The organism is Alcaligenes endophyticus (assembly GCF_026344035.1).
GTDB lineage: Bacteria > Pseudomonadota > Gammaproteobacteria > Burkholderiales > Burkholderiaceae_B > Alcaligenes > Alcaligenes endophyticus.
This window is the reverse complement of the sequence record NZ_JAPKND010000007.1, coordinates 1-21,103: the sequence shown is the minus strand read 5'-3', so window position 1 is coordinate 21,103 and position 21,103 is coordinate 1. Positions and strand designations below refer to the sequence as shown.

Annotated in this window: 23 protein-coding genes; 4 read left to right on the top strand and 19 right to left on the bottom strand. The window is 49.5% G+C overall.

What is annotated here, in order from left to right:
- Positions 1–233 precede the first annotated feature (233 nt).
- Together OSH01_RS12365 and icd are read right to left on the bottom strand one after the other, a co-directional pair.
- Positions 234–1,295, bottom strand: coding sequence for a linear amide C-N hydrolase (locus tag OSH01_RS12365; RefSeq protein WP_266124427.1), 1,062 nt, complete (start codon positions 1,293–1,295; stop codon positions 234–236).
- A gap of 279 nt (positions 1,296–1,574) precedes the next feature.
- Positions 1,575–2,831: an NADP-dependent isocitrate dehydrogenase gene (gene icd / locus OSH01_RS12360; protein ID WP_266124426.1), complete on the bottom strand. Its 1,257-nt coding sequence runs from the start codon at positions 2,829–2,831 to the stop codon at positions 1,575–1,577.
- Positions 2,832–3,115: 284 nt separating this feature from the next.
- Between icd and OSH01_RS12355 the strand changes: the two genes are divergently transcribed.
- On the top strand, positions 3,116–3,547 hold the full coding sequence (locus tag OSH01_RS12355) for a DUF1841 family protein (RefSeq protein WP_266124425.1): 432 nt from the start codon (positions 3,116–3,118) through the stop codon (positions 3,545–3,547).
- Between the two features lie 14 nt (positions 3,548–3,561).
- Here OSH01_RS12355 and OSH01_RS12350 read toward each other — a convergent pair whose 3' ends face one another.
- Positions 3,562–3,915, bottom strand: a complete 354-nt coding sequence (locus OSH01_RS12350) for a c-type cytochrome (RefSeq protein WP_266124424.1) — start codon at positions 3,913–3,915, stop codon at positions 3,562–3,564.
- 10 nt (positions 3,916–3,925) lie between these two features.
- Positions 3,926–4,246, bottom strand: coding sequence for a c-type cytochrome (locus tag OSH01_RS12345; RefSeq protein ID WP_376918105.1), 321 nt, complete (start codon positions 4,244–4,246; stop codon positions 3,926–3,928).
- A 256-nt stretch (positions 4,247–4,502) separates the two neighbouring features.
- Between OSH01_RS12345 and OSH01_RS12340 the strand changes: the two genes are divergently transcribed.
- Genes OSH01_RS12340 through OSH01_RS12330 form a run of 3 tightly spaced genes read left to right on the top strand, consistent with a single transcriptional unit; the run spans position 4,503 to position 7,151 of the window.
- Positions 4,503–5,375, top strand: coding sequence for an AAA family ATPase (locus tag OSH01_RS12340; RefSeq protein ID WP_266124422.1), 873 nt, complete (start codon positions 4,503–4,505; stop codon positions 5,373–5,375).
- Positions 5,375–5,989, top strand: a complete 615-nt coding sequence (locus OSH01_RS12335; RefSeq protein ID WP_266124421.1) for a GNAT family N-acetyltransferase — start codon at positions 5,375–5,377, stop codon at positions 5,987–5,989. Before OSH01_RS12340 ends, OSH01_RS12335 begins: the two co-directional genes overlap by 1 nt.
- On the top strand, positions 5,979–7,151 hold the full coding sequence (locus OSH01_RS12330) for a vWA domain-containing protein (RefSeq protein WP_266124420.1): 1,173 nt from the start codon (positions 5,979–5,981) through the stop codon (positions 7,149–7,151). The genes OSH01_RS12335 and OSH01_RS12330 overlap by 11 nt, the downstream gene beginning before the upstream one ends.
- Positions 7,152–7,200: 49 nt before the next feature.
- Here OSH01_RS12330 and OSH01_RS12325 read toward each other — a convergent pair whose 3' ends face one another.
- Genes OSH01_RS12325 through OSH01_RS12255 form a run of 15 tightly spaced genes read right to left on the bottom strand, consistent with a single transcriptional unit; the run spans position 7,201 to position 20,920 of the window.
- Positions 7,201–7,893 (bottom strand): DUF2968 domain-containing protein, encoded by a 693-nt coding sequence (locus OSH01_RS12325; protein WP_266124419.1) that lies wholly within the window; start codon positions 7,891–7,893, stop codon positions 7,201–7,203.
- Between the two features lie 44 nt (positions 7,894–7,937).
- Positions 7,938–9,362 carry a sigma 54-interacting transcriptional regulator gene (locus tag OSH01_RS12320; protein WP_266124418.1) on the bottom strand — a complete coding sequence of 475 codons (1,425 nt, stop codon included), beginning with the start codon at positions 9,360–9,362 and terminating at the stop codon, positions 7,938–7,940.
- 20 nt (positions 9,363–9,382) lie between these two features.
- Complete coding sequence (locus tag OSH01_RS12315; RefSeq protein ID WP_266124417.1) at positions 9,383–11,107, bottom strand: pilus assembly protein TadG-related protein; 1,725 nt, start codon at positions 11,105–11,107, stop codon at positions 9,383–9,385.
- Positions 11,108–11,126: 19 nt separating this feature from the next.
- On the bottom strand, positions 11,127–11,588 hold the full coding sequence (locus tag OSH01_RS12310) for a DUF3613 domain-containing protein (protein WP_266124416.1): 462 nt from the start codon (positions 11,586–11,588) through the stop codon (positions 11,127–11,129).
- 15 nt (positions 11,589–11,603) lie between these two features.
- The gene (locus OSH01_RS12305) at positions 11,604–12,503 is read right to left on the bottom strand and encodes a tetratricopeptide repeat protein (RefSeq protein WP_266124415.1); all 900 of its coding nucleotides are present in this window, start codon (positions 12,501–12,503) and stop codon (positions 11,604–11,606) included.
- A 2-nt stretch (positions 12,504–12,505) separates the two neighbouring features.
- Positions 12,506–13,480 carry a type II secretion system F family protein gene (locus OSH01_RS12300; RefSeq protein ID WP_266124414.1) on the bottom strand — a complete coding sequence of 325 codons (975 nt, stop codon included), beginning with the start codon at positions 13,478–13,480 and terminating at the stop codon, positions 12,506–12,508.
- A 9-nt stretch (positions 13,481–13,489) separates the two neighbouring features.
- Positions 13,490–14,404, bottom strand: coding sequence for a type II secretion system F family protein (locus OSH01_RS12295; RefSeq protein WP_266124413.1), 915 nt, complete (start codon positions 14,402–14,404; stop codon positions 13,490–13,492).
- Position 14,405: 1 nt separating this feature from the next.
- Positions 14,406–15,731 (bottom strand): CpaF family protein, encoded by a 1,326-nt coding sequence (locus OSH01_RS12290; RefSeq protein ID WP_376918104.1) that lies wholly within the window; start codon positions 15,729–15,731, stop codon positions 14,406–14,408.
- Between the two features lie 5 nt (positions 15,732–15,736).
- Positions 15,737–17,011: a P-loop NTPase family protein gene (locus OSH01_RS12285; protein ID WP_266124411.1), complete on the bottom strand. Its 1,275-nt coding sequence runs from the start codon at positions 17,009–17,011 to the stop codon at positions 15,737–15,739.
- A gap of 15 nt (positions 17,012–17,026) precedes the next feature.
- Positions 17,027–18,358, bottom strand: a complete 1,332-nt coding sequence (locus OSH01_RS12280; RefSeq protein WP_266124410.1) for a type II and III secretion system protein family protein — start codon at positions 18,356–18,358, stop codon at positions 17,027–17,029.
- 14 nt (positions 18,359–18,372) lie between these two features.
- On the bottom strand, positions 18,373–19,320 hold the full coding sequence (gene cpaB / locus OSH01_RS12275) for a Flp pilus assembly protein CpaB (protein WP_266124409.1): 948 nt from the start codon (positions 19,318–19,320) through the stop codon (positions 18,373–18,375).
- The gene (locus OSH01_RS12270; RefSeq protein ID WP_266124408.1) at positions 19,317–19,769 is read right to left on the bottom strand and encodes a TadE/TadG family type IV pilus assembly protein; all 453 of its coding nucleotides are present in this window, start codon (positions 19,767–19,769) and stop codon (positions 19,317–19,319) included. Before OSH01_RS12270 ends, cpaB begins: the two co-directional genes overlap by 4 nt.
- Complete coding sequence (locus OSH01_RS12265) at positions 19,766–20,221, bottom strand: TadE/TadG family type IV pilus assembly protein (RefSeq protein WP_266124407.1); 456 nt, start codon at positions 20,219–20,221, stop codon at positions 19,766–19,768. Before OSH01_RS12265 ends, OSH01_RS12270 begins: the two co-directional genes overlap by 4 nt.
- Positions 20,197–20,697, bottom strand: a complete 501-nt coding sequence (locus OSH01_RS12260; RefSeq protein WP_266124406.1) for an A24 family peptidase — start codon at positions 20,695–20,697, stop codon at positions 20,197–20,199. Before OSH01_RS12260 ends, OSH01_RS12265 begins: the two co-directional genes overlap by 25 nt.
- A 43-nt stretch (positions 20,698–20,740) precedes the next feature.
- Entirely contained in the window at positions 20,741–20,920 is a 180-nt protein-coding gene (locus OSH01_RS12255) for a Flp family type IVb pilin (RefSeq protein WP_266124405.1), read from the bottom strand.
- Positions 20,921–21,103 lie beyond the last annotated feature (183 nt).

Below are 21,103 nucleotides of genomic sequence, written 5' to 3'. Positions count from 1 at the left end.
TATAACTGGGCTTGTAGTCTCCTCACCTGCATGAATAGTATTGTGCAGTAATTATTACAATGTCACACTTAGGGAATGCACTGATATATGCTGAAATGTGTTCGTATTATCCCTATAAAGAAATGAATAACAGAAGCACAGCAGCCTCCCCACGCTACATTCCCCACCTACTACTCCTGGAAAGCTCCCTCAAGCCATCCTGCAGGCCTGTATACGGAACGCTTTGGTGCAGACTACACCCCTAAAAATGTAAAGGCTTTGCTTGGAACAAACAACTCACTGACCTCACCCGAAAAGATATTACGTTGATCTTTACCCAACACTAATTTCTTTACTTTTCCTGTTTCAGCTGAAAAATCAACTTTGTGTAAATCAACCCAAAACACGTTAGGGGTCAGCGCTGACTCAAAAAAGTACAAACCACGCTTCTGATCCGCTACGGTACGCCAGCGTGTCGACGATATATTGGGTTGATCAGGCGTGCTGATTCCATAAGGAACCGATACGTTACGAATCACGCTAAATACACTGGCTAACGTTTCCACCGCGTCGGGAGTTTTTGGAATAGCGTCCACATAAAAGGCGGCCCGCGCAAACCGATCTGCAGAGCGATTGGTACCCGGTAAAAACACTGTTCCACCGATTTCTTTCCAATACGAATTTAAGGCAAGCTGCTGATCGTAAGTAGGCGAGTTGGTCATCACTTGATAGGCAGGGCTGTGATGGATCACTTGTTTACCGTCTATGTATTCAACAATCGCGCTATCGCCACTGGCGTCGGAAAAGGCAAGATGTAAAGTTGCTAACCTGTCTTCGCCCGGCACTTGATCCGTTACCAAATGGAAGGGTTCAGTTTGCAAATAATCCACTGCTTCTTGTACCGTAGCAAAGTTGTCTAAGATGTATTGCGCCCAAATCGCAATGCTTAAACCTGGTTTTCCATCATTATCTGTAGGATATTTCGACTCTACCAGCCACAATACACCTGCAGAAAGCCCTTTCTCATTTAAACCATCTGTGGTTGAAATATCGTAACCAGAACTAATCACACTACCGTATTTAGAGGTCCACTTCAGTGAATTGCTACCCGCCTCTCCCGTGCGCTCCATGCCGCGTGGAAAGATCCAAAGATTGGTTTCTACGTCGGACTTCCAATCCATAGAACGAGCCGTCATGACCTGCTCGTCGGCACCGTGATAAATGAAGCGTGTGCAACTTAAGGCTGCGGGAGCCGCCAACGCTGTACACACTGCCGCCGCTAACGTAAGTACAGAGGTTTTAACCCGATATTTCATTCTTAGCTCTCCTTGGTAACTAGAACCAAACTGACATCAATGACAGCAGCTTAGCATTGCCTTACGGTGACACGGACGCATAAGACCGTCTGCATACTAACCTAAAGACTCGTTTTAACACGCCTTGAAATACAGCAGACCGTTACCGAAAAATTAAATTATCCGCCTTGGTGTAAAAACTTGCCCCTGTATCGCACACCGTCAATAAACAAGCCGTAAGCATAAAAAAACCCGCTTAGCATTTACTGCTAAGCGGGTTTAGACGACACACGTAAAAAATTACATGTTTTCGATCATGACGTCGCCAAAGCCAGAGCAAGAAACTTGCGTGGCACCTTCCATCAAGCGTGCAAAGTCATAGGTGACTTTCTTGGAAGTGATGGCTTTTTCTGTGCTAGCGATGATCAGATCAGCGGCTTCTGTCCAACCCATGTGACGCAACATCATTTCGGCGGACAAGATTAAAGAACCTGGGTTCACGTAATCTTTGCCAGCGTATTTAGGAGCTGTACCATGGGTAGCTTCAAACATGGCTACAGAGTCAGACAAGTTAGCGCCTGGAGCAATACCAATACCGCCTACTTGAGCAGCCAAGGCGTCAGAGATGTAGTCGCCGTTCAGGTTCAGTGTGGCAATTACGTCGTACTCGGCTGGGCGTAGTAAGATCTGCTGCAAGAATGCGTCAGCGATAGAATCTTTAACAGTGATCTCGCGACCTGTTTTAGGATTCTTGAATTTGCACCATGGGCCGCCGTCGATCAATTCAGCACCGAACTCTTGTTGGGCTAATTCGTAACCCCAATCACGGAAGCCACCTTCGGTGAACTTCATGATGTTACCTTTGTGAACCAGGGTAACGGAGGAACGATCGTTGTCGATAGCGTATTGAATCGCTTTACGTACCAAGCGCTGCGTACCTTCACGGGACACTGGCTTAACACCGATACCAGAAGTATTCGGGAAGCGAATTTTGTTAACGCCCAAGTTGTTTTGCAAGAAATCGATCAATTTCTTGGCATTTTCTGATTCCGCCTCGAACTCGATACCTGCGTAGATATCTTCAGAGTTCTCACGGAAGATAACCATATTGGTTTTTTGTGGCTCACGTACGGGAGAAGGTACGCCTTGGAAGTAGCGCACAGGACGCAAGCAAACGTACAGGTCTAGTTGCTGACGCAAGGCAACGTTTAAAGAACGGATACCGCCGCCAACAGGCGTTGTCAAAGGACCTTTAATAGACACAACGTAGTTTTTCACTGCGTCTAGGGTTTCTTCTGGTAGCCATACGTCGGGGCCGTATACCTGAGTGGATTTTTCACCCGCGTACACTTCCATCCAGTGGATTTTGCGTTTGCCGTCGTACGCTTTCGCTACCGCGGCATCGACCACTTTGATCATAACAGGACTGATATCTGCGCCTGTACCATCACCCTCGATGTAAGGGATAATGGGTTCGTCAGGTACGTTCAGTGAGTAGTCTGCATTAACCGTAATTTTCTGTCCCGACGCCGGGATTTTTATGTGCTGATAAGACATGGATGCTCCAGTAGTGCTCCAATTTTGGAATAGAAAACAGGCGAACACGGAACGCGCCAGCGTTTCTCGAGTCTTATATAAGAGTTTAACGTAAATTCAAGCAAAAAAACTGCAGTTCTATGACAAGCTTGCTGCGTTACGCTGATTTGTACTGTTTAAACTGCATATAAAGGGGCGGTGATTTTTACAGTACCGTGCGTGAGCACAGTATTTCAGAGGCAGTTTACAATCAGTGTTTCTGTTCTTCAACCAGGTTTATCGCCTGCTTTGCGTGTAATCAAACTATGTTCAATCCCTCCCGCGATCAAGTCCGTCAATTTTTTGTTGAGGCGTGGCAAAAACATTTGGGCAAGCATGTCTTGACACCGTTGGAAACCATGGCGGTGCAGTTGATCGAACGGCATCCCGAATACCATCAAGATTTAACTGACCCCGATGCTCTACAACAAGACTATGCTGTGGAGCAAGGCAAAAGCAATCCCTTCTTGCATTTATCTATGCATTTAGCCATAGACGAGCAACTGTCCATTGATCAGCCGCCAGGAATCAAAGCAGCGTATCAACAACTGCTGCTAAGCCACGATGCGCATAACGCCAGCCACATTATTATGGAAGCGCTAGGTGAGGTCTTATGGGATAGCCAGCGTTTGGGAACCCCATTAAACAATGAGCGCTACATAGAGCTTATCCTACGACACAGTACACGTGATCGCTAGCACATAACTGTGCCTTAGCGGCTGTGCGACAAGGGGCTGGGCAAGCTGGCCAACCACTGGCTCACTTGTTTAATTTCTACCGTACTTAAATTGGCGGCCATGGCTCCCATTACTGGGTTCTTACGTACATTAGCCCCCCCTACTTCCTGTTTTTGCCCTCTTTGGTAGGCAAGCAAAGTCTGCTCCAAATAATCCGCGTGCTGGCCTGCCAGCACAGGATACTCAGGACTCTGCGCGCTAAGTGCATCATCACCATGACAGGAGGCGCAATTATACTGTTGCCACACCTGCGCACCTACCTGCTGAGCGGGCACCTGAGCCGCCCACAGCAAGCTAATACAGGCTAACAAATATTTCTTCCTATACATAAGGTCTCCTTCAACGCCGTAAGCCAGCGTAGTAGGCCGCAATGTCAGCAATATCTTGCTGTGATAAGCTGGCTGCGACCGCATGCATCGTAGGAAAGCTGCGCTCTTGCTTAGCATAGGCGTGTAAAGCAGACTGAATATATTGTGCATGTTGCCCAGCAATCATCGGTACATGATATACCTCGGGAAAGCTTGCTTTGTATCCAGGCAAGCTATGACACCCTATGCACATAGATATTTTGTCGGGAGCGGCGGCGGGGTTTGCTTTGATGGCGGAGTCCTGTGCCAAGCTTGGGGGTACATACCCTATGGCAAGCACACTGCCTGTCATGATCCACGCGAAAAACCGTATCATTATCAATCTCTTCATAGCAATGGGCTTTCTTAAAGAGTTGTAAAAACGGCCTGAGCCTGTGGTCCGCGTTGCAAAGAAAACGATGTCACACGGAACTGTGCTCTTGATGCTACTGACCGGTGTGTGACTACAATTGTAGGTGAATAAACTGTTATGGTAGGGGCTACACGTCCTACCACTTCTTAAATTTTGAAACACAAAATAAACAGCTCGTTCGTGGAATCGTAATTCAATGACTGACAGAAACCATAATTTGGCCTCGCCCGCACGCTTTGAAGGTTCTGAGCGCTATGTCGCCACCGACGACCTTAAGCTAGCCGTTAACGCCGCACTCACCCTACAGCGCCCCCTCTTGATTAAAGGTGAACCAGGCACAGGAAAAACCTTGTTAGCGGAAGAGGTGGCCGCAAGTTTGGGACGCACACTATTACAATGGCACATTAAATCGACGACTAAAGCTCAACAGGGTCTGTATGAGTATGATGCAGTATCTCGCTTGCGTGACTCGCAGTTAGGTGACGATAAAGTTCACGATATCAGCAACTACATCGTCAAGGGCGTGCTGTGGCAAGCGTTTGAGTCCGACGAACCTACCGTCGTGTTGATTGACGAAATTGATAAAGCAGACATCGAATTTCCGAATGATTTGTTGCAAGAGCTCGACAAAATGGAGTTCCACGTGTACGAGACGCGTGACACCGTGCGTGCTAAGCACAGGCCCCTTATTATCATTACATCAAATAATGAAAAAGACTTGCCTGACGCGTTCTTGCGTCGCTGTTTCTTCCACTATATCCGCTTTCCCGAGCCCGAAACCTTGGCGCAAATTGTTCAGGTTCACTACCCACACATCAACGCTGACATTTTGGCAGCCGCGCTCAACACGTTTTACGCCTTGCGCGACGCCCCAGGGTTAAAGAAAAAACCCTCCACGTCAGAATTCCTAGACTGGTTACAGTTACTTCTGGGGGCCCAGATTAATCCCCAGCAAGTACAATCTTTAGACGAAGGCTTGCCGCCCATGGCGGGAGCCTTACTGAAAAACGAACAAGACCTCACTCTTTTACAACGACTTGCGGCCATGAGCCGTGCAGGACGGCGCTAATGCAGAACCGAGCCTTTAAGCCTGTTTTAGACAGCATTACCCTAGAAGGCCACGGCGTACGCTTAGTGCCACTGCAGTTGGGGCACGCAGACGCCCTCAGTGAAGCAGCCAGTGACGGTGAGCTATGGCGTGTACGCGTGACCAGCGTACCCGAGCCCCAAGACATGAAAGCCTATATTGAACAGGCACTAAACGGTCACACGGCTGGCCATATGCTACCCTTTGCCGTACAAGACCTAGCATCGGGTCGCTGGCTAGGAAGCACTCGCTATCACGACATCGTTCCGGGCATCGCACGCCTAGAAATTGGTTACACCTGGTATGCAAAAAGCGTTCAGCGCAGTCACGTGAATACGGCCTGTAAGCTTCTACTACTGGAATACGCCTTTGAAAGTTTAGAGGCTGCCTTGGTGGGTTGGCGTACTGATAACTACAACTATGCCTCGCAACAAGCCATTTTGCGTTTGGGGGCTAAGTTCGACGGCTGCCTTCGTCATCACGCCCGCCGCCGCGACGGCACTATGCGTGACACCATGATGTACAGCCTGACTGCTGCCGAATGGCCCGAGTCTAAGGCCCAATTACTTTATCGACTGCAACAGCATGCTGCTTGATTTTTTTTATCACCTTCGTGCTCGCCAATTACCGGTTAGCGTACAAGAGTACCTAGCCTTGCTTGATGCTCTACGCAAAGGCCTCATGCCTTTGTCGCTCGACCAGTTCTACTACTTAGCACGTTTAATACTTATCAAAGACGAAACGCTCTACGATCGTTTCGATCAGGCATTTGGACAGTTCTACGAACTGCATCAACGCAGCTTACCCAAAGACAAAGAAATCCCTCTGGATTGGCTAATCAAACAATTCCAAAAACAACTGTCCGCCGAAGAAAAAGCAGCCATAGAAAAACATGGCTGGGATAAGTTGATGGAACTGTTTAAAGAGCGCCTGCAAGAACAGCAAGAACGCCATGCTGGAGGCAATAAATGGATAGGCACCGGCGGCTCGTCACCGTTTGGGCATGGTGGTTATCATCCCGAAGGCATACGTGTCGGCGGACCTTCTGCGGGCAATCGTACTGCGGTAAAGGTATGGGAAGAACGTGAGTTTCGTGATTATGACGACCAGCAAGAACTAGGCACCCGCAACTTCAAAATGGCCCTACGGCGTTTACGCCGTTTTGCCCGGGAAGGTCAAGAAACCGAGCTAGACTTACCCAACACCATACGCGCTACCGCCCGTAATGCCGGCCTACTTGACCTACAAATGATGGCCGAGCGACAAAACAAGGTAAAAGTGTTGATGTTACTGGACGTGGGAGGCAGCATGGATGACCACATTGCCCAAGTCGAGGAACTATTTTCTGCCGCTCGTAGCGAATTTAAACACCTCGACGTCTATTACTTTCACAACTGCTTGTATGAGTCAGTGTGGCAACAAAATTCACGTCGAGGAAATGAGCGGATCGAAACCTGGGATTTGCTAAGGCGTTACAACGAAGATTGGCGCGTTATTTTTGTGGGTGACGCCACCATGAGCCCGTATGAAATTCTCCACCCAGGCGGCTCGGTCGAGCATTACAACAAGGAAACCGGTGCCACGTGGCTGCAACGTGTGTTGGATCATTGGCCTAAAACCATTTGGCTAAACCCCGAGCCCCGTGCAGGATGGGAGTATCGGCAATCTATCGCTATTATTAAAAACATCTTTCACGACCACATGTACCCACTAACGGGTGCTGGACTGGAAGAAGGCATGCACTACCTGTCAAAATAAAGGCCCTATGCTCCACGCGTAGGGCCTAAGCTAAGCGACGCCATCGCGCTCAGTTCACATCTCCGGACAAATGATTACGCTGTTGTTCCAGCGCTTTGATTTGGCGACGCAACTCCTGTAGTTGCTCACGTGTCTCTTTTTCTTGTTGCATTAAAGCAGTCGCCTCACGACGCGCTTGTTCACGTTGGGCAATCGCCAATGCCTCTTGGCGACGTTGCTCTTGGACGTCGTTTTGTAACACACTTAACTCGTCGGCGCGTTCCAAGAGCTCCTTCTCGGCTTTGTTTACCTCTGCCTGTAAGGTGATACGCTCGATCTCGGCCGCAGCAAAGTCGGCGCTATCCTGAGCATAGCGGGCATATTGTTGCTCGGCGACCCTCGAATCACGTGTTTTCAATACGCGCCAAAACTCCCGCTGCTGAAATAACACTACATAATAATCAAGCGTTTCAGGGTTAAATAATAAACTCGCACCAAAACGACCGTTATAGGCGGTCCGAAGCTCTTGGGCCCCCCCTTGTTGAATCAACTGGCGTAATTCGGTTGCAGTACTACTTTGCTGCGGGGTGACAACGGGAGCGATGACGACCTCTGTTTCTGCCACGGCCTGCACATCCTGCACGGGCTCATCTACTTGATTCACCGCAGTCTGCTTTGGTGATAACGTTGAACTGCATGCGGTTAACGCCAATACCAGACCTGTCGCTGTTAGCGCATTCGTCCATCCACGCGGATGCAGCATAATCTCTTCCCTTATATACATTTTAATTAAATAATTAATATATTTTAACCAGTTGCTTGAGAGACTTGCGCGGTAATGGTAAGTTTGCGCATTTTCTCCCACAGCACCTTGCGGCTAATTCCTAAATAAGCAGCGGTATCTTGACGCCTCCAAGCATGCTTATCCAATGCCTGTACAATCCGCTCACGCTCCTCGCGCTCAACCTCAGACAAACGCTCTAACTCAACTTGTATGCTGGCTGACTGGTCGGCGATCGTGGCTAATACGGTTGGCGAGTCATTGGTGCTAGGGGCGTGTCGTCCTAAACGTCCAAACCGGGACAGCACCTGCTGCAACTGCACCGATTCCCACGCTCCAAACTGACGGTTCATCAAGGCAACTCGCTCTACTAAGTTTGCCAGCTCTCGCACATTACCATCAAAACGCATGCTTCCTACGCTATCAAGCACCCACTGTGGAATATCCTCTACGTCAGATTGTAATTCTTGCTCTAAGAGAGCCGTAAAAATTGCTATTTTTTCCTCTGCACCGCGCTCTTCCAAACTAGGGATACGTAACTCGACAACAGCTAAGCGATAATACAGATCAGCCCTAAACTGCCCTTGCTGCACCAACTCAATCAAGTTTTTATTGCTGGCCGCGACCAAACGAAAATCTACAGGTATCTCTTGCACTGCTCCAAGGCGCGTGACGCTACGTTGTTCAATAACACGCAGCAGTTTCACTTGCTGATGCAGGGGCAAATCACCGATTTCATCTAAAAATAAAGTGCCCGTATCGGCTTGCTCAAAGTACCCTTTATGTGCACCTATAGCCCCCGTAAAAGCCCCCTTGGCATGACCGAAAAAATGTGCTTCAAATAATCCTTCGGGCACCGCACCGCAATTGACTGGCACAAACGGGCTTTTAGCTCGCTTGGAGCGATCATGCAACAATTGGGCTATACGCTCCTTCCCTACCCCAGTTTCCCCGTGTATCAACACACTGGCCTGACTGTCGGCATAAAGCTCGACCTCCGCTAGCAATCCACGCATGACAGGCGACACCGCCACCATAGGCCTTGTGCCAGTTGCCAACGGTAACTCCGCCTGCATCACCAAGCCCGAAAGCTTAGCCACTAGGTTGCGTAAATCGGCCGCGCTGAATGACAGCGGTAAGGTATAAGAATAAGCAGAAGGATAAAAGCGAGGATCATAGGTTCGCTCTTGCGAGGCCACCCAAATAACAGGAATAGCATGCTCTACCAACCACTCATGTTGATCAAAAATACCGTCTGCCATGACGCTCACCGAAACCAATGCCACCGCATGCTCAGTCATATAATGAGCACGATCTAGCCGCACTCCAGCATCGACTCTCAAGACTGCAACAGCCGTGTTATCCATCGCTCGCTCTGCACGCAGCGCCAAGTCGGAAGAACCCTCCCAAACATATAAGATAGGCTCGTTGGAAAGGAAAGTACTGCTCATTTAATCACTCTTTTGCCTTATCAATAAACCAAGTGAGACTGCTGATTGCACTGTATATCCAACAAGTCAACATCCGCTTCTACGACTTGTAGACCTAACATCTGCAAAACGACATTTAATACCCCATCTACCGATGTGGCTAAAGAATCTAGAATTGGAGACACCAAGCCAAGTAAACTGCCTAAACCTAAGGGTAAGTTGACGCCCAATAAGTTGGGACTCAACTTTAATTTAGATAAAGCAGTGACAACCAACTTACCCACAGCTAGGTCTGCACCAATCGTCTTCGATTGCTCATACCCACTTTCAAAACCCAACCACTCTATCCCGTCTACAGCGGTATCCTCAGCTTCTGCAAATAGCTGAATTCCTACCAAATCCAATCCCAACGCCTTAACACTCAAGGCTGACGCTCCATCGCAACGAGTAACGCCACCTACTAATGAATAGTTTCCTGCACAGACCATCACAGGCGAATTAACTACCTCGATTTGAGCTAGTCTTTCGTTATTTGGACAGATATCTCTGATAATAGCTGTTGATTGCGACACATTAATCGTGATGGGTAGCTCAACTGATACTGAAACGAGCAGTAGATCCACCTTAAGTTTCACTTCCAGTAACAAGCGAATACCTGCTGAGCGGGCGAATGCCCCGGTGCCCCCAACCCCAACAACCGGAGGCTCGACAATAGAAACCTTTATAGCCGCCGAACTTAACTGCCCTAGATCAATTAAGCTTAGATCTAAAGATAAAGCGTTGCCTCCGTTTGCTAATATCAATGATGAGCTAATAAGCTGAACCACATCCAATTTCATATTCGCCACCGATGCAGCGTTTGTACCCTCAGCTATATTTAACAGCCCCTTATCACCTATTAAGCTCACGGGCTGAGCAATAAGCAAAGAACCATCATTGCGTCTATAAGCTGCGATTTCTGTTTCTAGCTTATTCAAAAATGTAAGAAGTGCGACATTAGCCACTTGCTCTTGATCTAATACCAGCACGGTAGCTCTGATTAACTGCTGCAGATTAACTTTAGCGTCTGCCAGCTCATCAGGTGTCCCCACCCCAGCCAATATATCCAAAGGCAAATTAAGCTGCTCTAGAAGCCCCGACGCAGTAATAGATGCACTGGCGATCCCCTGAGCATCCAGCAAGTTCAGCACCTGCGGCTTTGCTCCCACACTTTTCAGCAAAGAGTAAACTAAACCTTTATCTTTCAATGCTAACAAACGGCTGCCCACCGAGAACACCGCTGCGGACCTTGACTGTGACACTGCCACTGCCTGTGCTGCCAGAGTTACGCCATTCATGAACGGAAACATCGGCTCTACATGATGCTCTAGGTCCACCCGCACCCCTACCAACTGGTCTGAGTCGATCGTATTGGAAACACTCAACGTAGTGGTTGCCCGATCCCAGATCCCACACATAGTCTCAATACTGTCTGCCTCCATAGCGGCTAGCATAGAAATACTATTACTGTTTACACTCTCTTTTGCCCTGTGCTCAGCGGGCCCGCACACAATCTGATTGCCATCTATCTGCACAGCATTTGCCCCCGCCAAAGCCGCCAAATCTGCTGCATTTTGTAGCTCGCGCTTAAGGTAATAATACTGGCCTATTTGCGCTGCTCCCAACAAGAGTAAAGCCACAAGAATAGCGGCAGCGGCAGGCACAATGATGGAACCACCTTGCTGGGGCACAGAGCGAGTCGTTACCTCATAAAAGCGCCTGAACATAGCTATACTCCTAGAACTTTTAACGGGTAGAACCCGTAGAAATTCGTTCTTCCATGAACTCGGGTATTGGATGTGTAAAACTATTAACGTAACGCTCCCAGGCTCGGCTGGCAGCGGCTCCTGATACGGGGACCACACGCCCAGCCCGTTGTGGATCAGCCTGCATACGTAGTAAGCGGCGGGTATCGTCTCCAATACCTATAACGGGAGGAATATGTCGCCGTCCTGTCTGCACAGTTGGATTTAAGCCTTCAGCCTCTGGCCAGGGATGCACCTGCTTAGCACTTAAGTCATATCGTTGATAAGGCTCAGGCTCAGCATTCGCTGCCCCGGATTCTGTGCTGCCCGATTTATCCTGATCGGCAATAGAGAAGGTTTGTACTGGTGCCTGTATATCAGCCGTTAACGGCCCCGTTTGCGCTGTCGCTACGTTGAAGCAAAGTAGCCCAGCCAGTGCCATCACAGTGCTCTTGAGGTTCATTTTTTAATCCTTAGCCTAGTAAGTACCGGAAACCATGCTTTCCAATAACGGACGGTGTCCCGATAAAGCCTGATCTACCGCGGGCTGACTGACCACTGTCAGGGGCGCGGAAGTCGAAATGCCCGATGCTCTACCTTTAATGGCAGGCAACAACGAGGAGCGGCTGCGCTCTCTGTGAGCATGAATAGCTTGCAACTCCTCTAGCACATCCGCCGCCATATTCACTACGGCCAACTGTGCCTGCTCAGATAAGCCAGCCTGTTGCATGACAAAAGTAGCTCTATTGGGCTCACCACTGACCAGCAAAAATAACGCCATGTTGCTCAGTATCCGAGGATTTTCAGGCTCTAACTCAGCGGCTTTTCCTAAGGCCAAGCGTGCCTGAGCGAGCTCGCCTGCACGCAGGCTGGCATAGGCTAAATCACTTTGCACGCTCGCATCGGCCGGTTCTAAACGAGCCGCCTGTGAAAAATACTCGGCAGCCTTGGAATAGTTCTGCTGCGCTCCCGACACTAGGCCCAAACCTTGCCAAGCCCGTGCGCTTTCGGAAGTGCTCACCAATGTTTGATACAGGCTACCAGCCTCCGGCAACTGCCCCGTCTGACGCAAGGCCTCAGCCCGTAAAATCAGCAATGCAGGCTCCGCGCCAAACTGGGCCTGCATGGCATCGGCATAGGCTAAAGCGGCGAAGTATTTACCCTGCTGTACAGTTTGCTCTAACATTTGCAGCGCCATCTGCCGATTACTGGGTTTACGTTTTTCCCAGTGTTCTATCTCTTTACCTTGTACATACGCTTGCTGCTCCTGCTGCTCACGCATGAGTTCATAGGCCGAGTCTGTCGTTTTGCTTGCACACCCCGTCACTAAAGCAGTTAGCGCCAGCACCATCATCCACTTGCGTGTTTGCCCTTTCATTCTTATCCCCCCGCCACTCGACCCAAGCCACGAAAAAGTGCTAGAAACCCCGAGCCTGCGGTGATAATCAACAAAGCGGGCAACAACGTGAGCACCATCACTCCCGTCATTTTTACCGTTAATTTACCGACACGCTCTTTGAGCTCTAAACGCCGCTGCTCACGTAAACGTACTCCGAAACGATGCAAAGGCTCTTGCATCGCTCCACCATGCTGATCGACTTGCGTAATTAAACGACAGACCAGATCCACATCGTCATTGCCATAGTTTTTTGCGAGGCGCTCCAAAGACTGAGCGCGGGTACGCCCACGGGCATATTGCTCTATGGCGATGCTTAACTCAGCCCCCAAAACAGGCAGCACATCTTGAAAATCTCGCTCTATGGTGTGTAAAGTCTGGTCGATAGACAAACCCACCCCTTGTAACAAGCGCAACATATCCACAAACAAGGGCAGCTCTTCAGCTATTTGCCGGCGACGGCGCAATGCTCGGTGCATTAAGAACCACTTAGGCAGCATCCACCCCAAAGCAAAGCCAAAAAAGCTGGCTACAAAAGGCAGCGTCGTATTCAATAAGCTAACCCCTGGCAGAAAATTAAATAGCAAGGCTAGACCCAGGCTCAATACGCCGCGAGCCAACACAAAATAATGACGTGCCAAATGTAAGTCACGATAGCCCGAGTTATTGAGAAGCTGTCTATCTTCCTTAGCCAACAAGCTGTTCCCAAAGCGTCCTTGCAGCCACAGCTCCCCGACAGAGCTAGCCCTATCTTTAAACTGCTCAGCCGCAGAAACAGGCCGACTATTTTCCTGCTTATGCTCTTTACCGGCCCGGTGGGCGACCACGCGCCGCAAATGCGCTCCTTGCTGGCGTTGACGCCAACTTACCCCCATCCACACCACTAATAGCAATAGGCTAGCGGCTCCGCACAAGGCTCCTGCCCACAACAGTATGATTTGAGGGTCCCAGCTCAGCATGCTTTTCTCCTAAACATTTCTTGCCATCCGATACAGCCAATAGCATCCGCCTAGCTGTAACAACAGTGCCCCCACTAACATCCGAAACCCTAAGGGGTCTAACCACATCGTCATAAAAAGATGGTGATTAAAGATCAGGATATATACCGCGATAGCAGCCGGCAAAAGAGCTAACACCCATGCAGACAGACGTACCTCTGCCGACATGGCTACTAATTCATGTCGTGCATTTTCGCGGTCACGCATGAAGCCGGCCATACGCTCCATGGTCTGGTCACTACGCCCCCCAAAACGAATGGCCACGCCAATCACAGAACTCACTAAAAACAGCTCATGCAGTCCATAGTGGCGAGCCACGGTACGTAATGCTTGATCAAGCTCTTGGCCCGACTGATGTAGGGCTTTGGCCTCTTGTAAGACCTCGCCCAACGGTGCCGATGTTTGCTCAACCGCACCTAAAAATGCAGCTCCCATACTCTGACCTATGGTGATTAAACGCACCATTAAATCTAAGAACTCAGGTATTTGGGCGATTGCTTTACGTTGCCTTTTATCGGTTCTAAACCACAAATACGTATAGCTGGCAACAAGCATAGCTAGCCCTAACGCTAAGGCGGGCAACCAGCCCAGCCAGAGATAAATAACTACGGGAGGAAGGCCACATAGTAGGCACCAGCTAAGCAGCAATTTTTGGGTAAGCGGGATGCCCGCCCGTAGCAGACGCTCTTGCCAGTTTTTAGGGGCACTGCGCCATACTTCTGACGCACGCGGGGCGTTATCAGTTGGATGCGAACGCCGCTCTAGCTGCCGCTCTAACACCTGCTGACTTAAGAGTCGCTCACGCTGGCGCTCTGCCTGCCACCATAGCAGCACAGCCACTAAAGCCGTCAATACCGCCACTAAAGCAATGAGCACCGCGTACATGTCACCGCCTCCAATCCCAAAAACTACTGTTGTCTTTAGATTCAGTAGACTCTTGCCCACGCGCTGTGGCATTCAACTGATCGCGATACGTACTCAGCTTCCGGGTATGAGGATGTATACCTAAACTAGGCCAACGATCGACCTCTTGCCCCTCTGCATCAAGGTAACTCTCGTGTTTATAAAGTTCTTGCATGGCGATCACCCCATCACCCATGCCTGTCACTTCTGTAATCGACAACACTCGGCGCTTGCCATTGGGCAAACGACCTATTTGAATAATAAAATCTAAGGCGCTCGCTATCTGCCTACGCAGGCTGTCCTCACTGCCTTGGAAGCCTGCAAAGCCGGCCAACATTTCCATGCGATACAAGCATTCCCGCGGCGAGTTAGCGTGGATAGTTGCCATCGAGCCTTCGTGCCCCGTGTTCATGGCTTGCAGCATATCGATCACCTCAGCCCCACGCACCTCGCCTACCACGACACGGTCTGGACGCATGCGCAAGCTATTACGTATCAAGTCACGTATAGTGATTTCGCCACCCCCATCGTACCCAGCTTGACGTGCCTCAAGGCGCACCACATGGGGGTGGTTCAACGCTAGTTCTGCCGTATCCTCCACCGTTACCACACGTTCTGTCTTGGGGATAAAAAATGCGAGTGCATTCAGTAAAGACGTCTTACCCGAACTGGTTCCACCCGAAATCAAAATATTACAACGCGCTGCTACAGCACTGTCCAACAAGTGATAAATTGCCTCATCAAATGCCCCCAGTTGCAGCAAATCGTCTGGCTTTAAAGGATCCTTACGAAATTTGCGTATGGATACCATGGGGCCATCTACCGCCAGAGGGTGAATGACCACATTGAGGCGACCGCCATCGGGTAAGCGTGCATCCACCATGGGAACTGACTCATCCAAGCGACGGCCCAGTGGCGCCAGAATACGCCGAACAATGCGGAGCACATGATGATTGTCCGTAAACTGACTGGCCTCTTTGGCTAACATCCCACCGCGCGAGACAAATATACTCGCATAACCATTGACGAGGATATCCTCAACATCAGGATCGTTAAGCAAGTCCTCAAGTGGCCCTAGGCCTGCCAGCTCTTGGGTGAGACGTTGCACCAGCTCACGAATCTCCATTTCATTAATGGCAATACGCTGCAGACGCACAAAACTAGCTACCTCGATGCCAACAAAATCCTGAATAGCTTGGCGCGACCAACGCCCAAACTCAGCGCCTAACTCCTCAATGCGCGCCAGTAAATGCTCATGCACTTGCTCTCGAACTTGCATCAAATCGGGAGCGCCTCCTACGATGGACATGGTATTCATACAGTGACCTTATTTTTACGCGGTTTTACCGCCCCCCATTTGGTCTTAAGACTGCCCCAAAAGCTACTTCCCCCTGGGGGTGATAGGGTTCGATGTGAACTAAGTAATGTGTCGCGTAACGCTTGCACAGCACGTGAGTAACTATCTTTTTCGCGCGCTTGTACTAGAAGTTGCCCCATGCTTGCGCTCCGCAAGTGCTCCATGCGACGGTCTGGCAGGACGGCCAAAAGCTCTAAATCAAAGCGTTTTGCTATGGCTTCAGCGGCTAAGCCATAGCGACTGTCATACTGATTGACGATTAACTTAGGCCGCTTAGTCAAGGATTGCTCAGCTCGCCTTGCCAGCAAATCAGACAATGCCACTAAAGAGCTTAAGCTTTGGTCCACAAGCACCAACAACTCATCCTCGGGAGCTTCTAGCTCTTGCAAGACTCTCTCATTAGGAAAGCCACCGCCATCTATTACAACGCTAGCCATAGTGCTACGCAGATAAGCACACAAGCTCACTGCATCAGCGATGTTTAACTGCTGCAAACTATATGGGTCGGAGGGCAAGCTCAGAGCATTTAAACCGCTAGGATGCTGAGCTAATGCAGCACTTAGCATAGTGTTATCTAAACGGTGTCGCTCACTCGCGGCTTGAATGAAGGTGAAATCACCACTCAGCGTTAAATACAAGGAGGCATTGCCTATTGGCCACCCTAAGTCCACGAGGCAGGCGCGCTCATGCAGGGGTAGATTACTGATTTCACCGTGTGCACGAGGAGCATGCTGATTGATATGGACTTGCACTAGATACGCTAAACTAGCTGCTAAGGAGCTCGTTCCTATTCCCGCTCGAGCTCCCAATAGCATCACGTGCGGATAATTACGCACCATGGGCTGCGATGCCTGAGAGCCTTGTTCTGTAATACGTAATAATTCACTAGCTATGCGGTCAGGCTGACTTAAATCGATAAACTCGTGCACCCCTGCCCGCAAAGCGTCCAGCACTATCTGTGCCGAGTCACTACAGCCTATTGCCACGCGCCGACAGCTCATATCCCACTGGTGAAACTCGCGTACTAGCGCACCCATCTGTGTACTTAACTGAGCGGTAGAAAAATCAAAGAACACATGTGTCAAGCCCGTACCTGGCCAAGCTTGGCGTAGACACTCGACGGTAGGTGGAACCGCTCGCCAATGCATACCCTGTGGCGCTAACTCGTTGAGACGCTGAACTAAAGCCGAGTCAGCGGTGACAAGCATATATTCCTTATGAATCGACTGCATACTCGCTCCGTCCTATTAGCGAGAGAAACCAGGCATTTGCTCATATCCGTGGCGACCCATTAAAAAATAGCCCCACGCATTCGGTGCGTCATCGACTTTTTCTTGGCGTTCACCAGGAAATTTAAGTGCGACGCCTTGCTGAATAGGTTTAATTAAACGAGGGGTCACCGCAATCACCAGCTCTAGTTCTTTTTGACTATATTGCACATTACGGAAAAAACTTCCCAAGATAGGTAAGTCACCTAAAAAAGGGATTTTCTTCACGGCAGCGCTGGTTTGGCGTGAGACTAAGCCGCTAATAATATAACTTTCACCATCGCCCAACTCGACAGTGGTGTCGGCTCGGCGTGTACGTATGGCCGGCATGACGGCCCCCTCACCTAAGCCTACAACCGTACTAAAATCCAGCTCGCTAGCTTCTGGTGCCACCTTTAATGCAATACGATCCGGTGACAGCACCGTAGGCGATACCGTCAAGCCAATACCAAAAGGCTTGTACTCCACCGTGGTAGTGCCCAGACCACCCGACACAGGTATAGGTATTTCGCCCCCAGATAAAAAACTCGCGCTATGGCCGGACATCGCTACCAAAGTAGGCTCTGCCAACACGCGCGCCAAACCGTTCTGCTCTAGTAGATTCAAGGTCGCATTAAAGTCGCGCGAACGATACATCACGTTCAAACCGCCACTAATTGCCCGGGGCAGCAAGTTAGAGGCCCCTGTCCAACGACTGCCATGCATAGCACTGACATCTAGGCCAATATCTTTCATCACCTCACGGGATACTTCGACCACCTTAACCTCTACCTGAACCATACCACTGGTGCTAATTTGGGATAGATCAAGTACAGACGTGTCGCCACTTTCCTGCGCAGCCGCCAAAGCTGCTTGGTGATCCAGCAAAGTTTCAGATTCCCCAGTTAGCAAGGCTTGGCTGCCAGCAGTACTCACATCAGCATGGACCATACGCCCATTATGTTTGAGTTTTTCTTCTATTTGGCTGGTGACCGTGATCGTCCAACGCTGCGCTGATTGACGCCCTGGTAACCACACACGTAAATCTGTTTTTCCGGGTCGTTTCCCTACCACTAACACTTCACCACCTTGCCCAGCAACAGGCGTCAACAAATGCACTTGAGCTACCGTATCGTCGGCAATAGCAATCCGTTGGGGAACTTGAGGAAAACGTAAGATGTCCTGATCGTTTGCCACTAGCTGTAAAGCTTGGGCGGCGCTGGCTGCCGTACTTTGCGCATACACCACCGTCGCGCTCCCTGCTACAGCCCCCACACCTATCGTGCACGTAACACTTAACGCAACAAGGCTTTTTCTTATTTGTAATATCATTTTCTCAGGCCCAATCAAAATTGCACGACTTCAATTTTTCCACCACGAATCACCTCAATCCGCCGCCCGTTGTCTGAAGGCGCCGACGGATAGGTGGCCTGCCGTATAGGTTCGAGCGGCTCTGTGCTAAGCGAGAACTCACGCAAACTCAAGCCAGCTAAGGCACGGTTAGCGGGGTCCTCTAAGGCCTCTTTTTGCTCAGAACTTAATTCTTTTTTAGCTGGCATCAATGTCGCAAACTCGGGAAACAAGGCTACATTGGGCATAGACTCATCCTCTAGGGAACGTAGCACTAATTGCAAGCTACCACTACGCACCGCTAACAACAGCTCATTCACCGCTGCCTCTGGGACTGCCAGCATAGCGTTACGTACTTGACTGTCCTGCCTGGCAGGAGTGCTCTCCGCCTGCTCTGGCCCTGCAAGCGAATCACGCCCGTAAGCGAGCACCTTCACCCTAGGCATCAGCAAACGGGCTTGGGTGTTACTGACCTCTGCGCTACTGCTAAAAGTGAAAAACACATCCACCAGATCGCCTGGTAACACGCGATTGTTTGCCCCTGAATTGATATCTACCGGGATGGTAACCGCACGCTCGCCAGGTGCTAGATAAGAAGCCAGAGAAAGTGCCAAGGAGCTTGCCAATACAGGCGTTCCCTGTTCGACTTGGTAACGCAGCATCTTGCCTTCCAGTTCAGCCATGTTGTCAAATGCTTGACTAGGAGCGACAGGCCACTGCACCACTTCTAGGTCGTTAGCACTTAAACGTATACCGGCTTTTAGTTCCTTGGCAGCCACCACCACTGGATGTAAAGGCGTGGCGGGAGACTGCTCGGTACGCTGCTCTAGCTGAACCGGTGCTGGTACAGGTTTGGGCTGCATGCCCAACCACACCGCCAAACCGATCAGCGCGGCCGCCATGAGCAGCAATATCAGCGCTATCCCCTTCATGACACTACTCATGGTCTCCCCTCTTTTAATAAGATCGTAGCCTCAGCCTGTAACTGATCCAATTTATTACTAGAAAATATGCCCAGCACATTCCCCAGAAACCAGCTTTTTAAAGCAACCGTCACCTTGAAGTGAGCGGTTCTATTATTACCTTGCTGATTTTCTTCATAAGTACTGCGTATTTCTCCCGCCAGCCTGCTCAACCAAGCATCCTCTTGCTCAGCACGCTGTACGTAATCCCTGAGCAAAGTACTGTTTCTCGCATAGCGCTCTGCTGTGTTTTCTGAGTGCTGCCATATCGCACTCTCGCGCGCCGCATCCCCGACCAAATGCGTTATTTTTTGTTGCACCAAAAACAGCGCACTAAAGCTGAGCAACGCAGAAAAAAGCATCAGCAACAGCCCTAAAACCAAACTTAACTCAATGGCTGCTACTCCTTTCTGAAGATGCCAAGACGTCATAGCGACTCTCCGATTACTCCAGCCACAGAAAGGTTAACGCTCGCCTCGCCCACCAAATGATTAGGAAGTAAAAAAGCAAACACACTGGAAGGCCCAAGCACTGGCATTAACGGAGCTTGAGCATAAGAGTAATGAATACTTAATCGCAGGCGATTGTCTTGATGTTCAATGTCATAGCGTAGCGACTCCGTCCCCACCCAGTTGCTTAGCCAACTTAAATTGGCCCGTGCACTAGCGAGTGCACGCCCTTCTCGAGTTTGACCCGCCGGAGGCGACATTAACGCTACCCTCACAGCTGTTTCAGCGGCGTAGTTCAATGCCTGCTGGGCGGTCATCATTAAACCAAAGCTAAGCAAGGCATAGAGTAGGATAAAAAGAATAGGAAAAACAAGGGCAAACTCAAGCGCATAAGCACCACGCTGCTTAATTATTTTATGTAGAGCTGCATCCATAACCACCCCAATAACGCGACTGCCAACCATGCACCTAAAGGGATGCTGCGTGCTTTAACTCGTAAGCCAGGTAAGGAAAAACCGTATTTTTTTTCCACGTTGGGAAGTAACACTAACACCAACGCATGCACGCCCGCCAACAGGCTTCCCCCAAGCACAATTAGCACACCCGCCTGCCAACCTACCGCAAGACCCAACACAGCAATCAACTTCACATCAGCTGCCCCCATTTGCCGCATGATCCACAAAGGAAAGAACAGCAGCAAACCAGCCATAAAACCCAAACCAGCCTGGGCCCAGTTACTGACTACCCCTAGGGGTAGTTCAGCCTGAAAGCCCAGAACCAGTCGTATACCCAAGAACAACAATAAAAATAAAATTAATAAAGAGTTGGGTATTTTTCTGTACTTAAAATCGCTGTAGGCTATAGAAATAGAAAAAAACAATAAACTATATATATAGAAAAAATACAGCATATTTAATTACAGAGTGACAAAGTCAAATAACCCAACTGATCCATTAAGTGGTGGTGGTTGTTGGTAGCTTTTCTAGCACCTTACTGAACATTTCGTCCAGGCCGGTTCCTAGGGCAGCTAATGTTCCAATAATGACAACAGCAATCAAACCCGCAATCAGTCCATACTCAATGGCTGTAGCGCCGTCTTCATCTTGCCAAAAATTAAGTAGTAAATTTTTCATCGTTCCCCCAAGGAAAAAGAAAATTTCAAACAAGTTAGATGAGCTATCTCTTCATAAAGATAGATACATTTAGACACACGGTTATCATCAATCCAAAACCAAACATTTTAGACCAAGGACTAGATTTATGCGTTTTTCACATAAATAATTTAGCCACATACCTTTCATGTATTTCAAACAGCG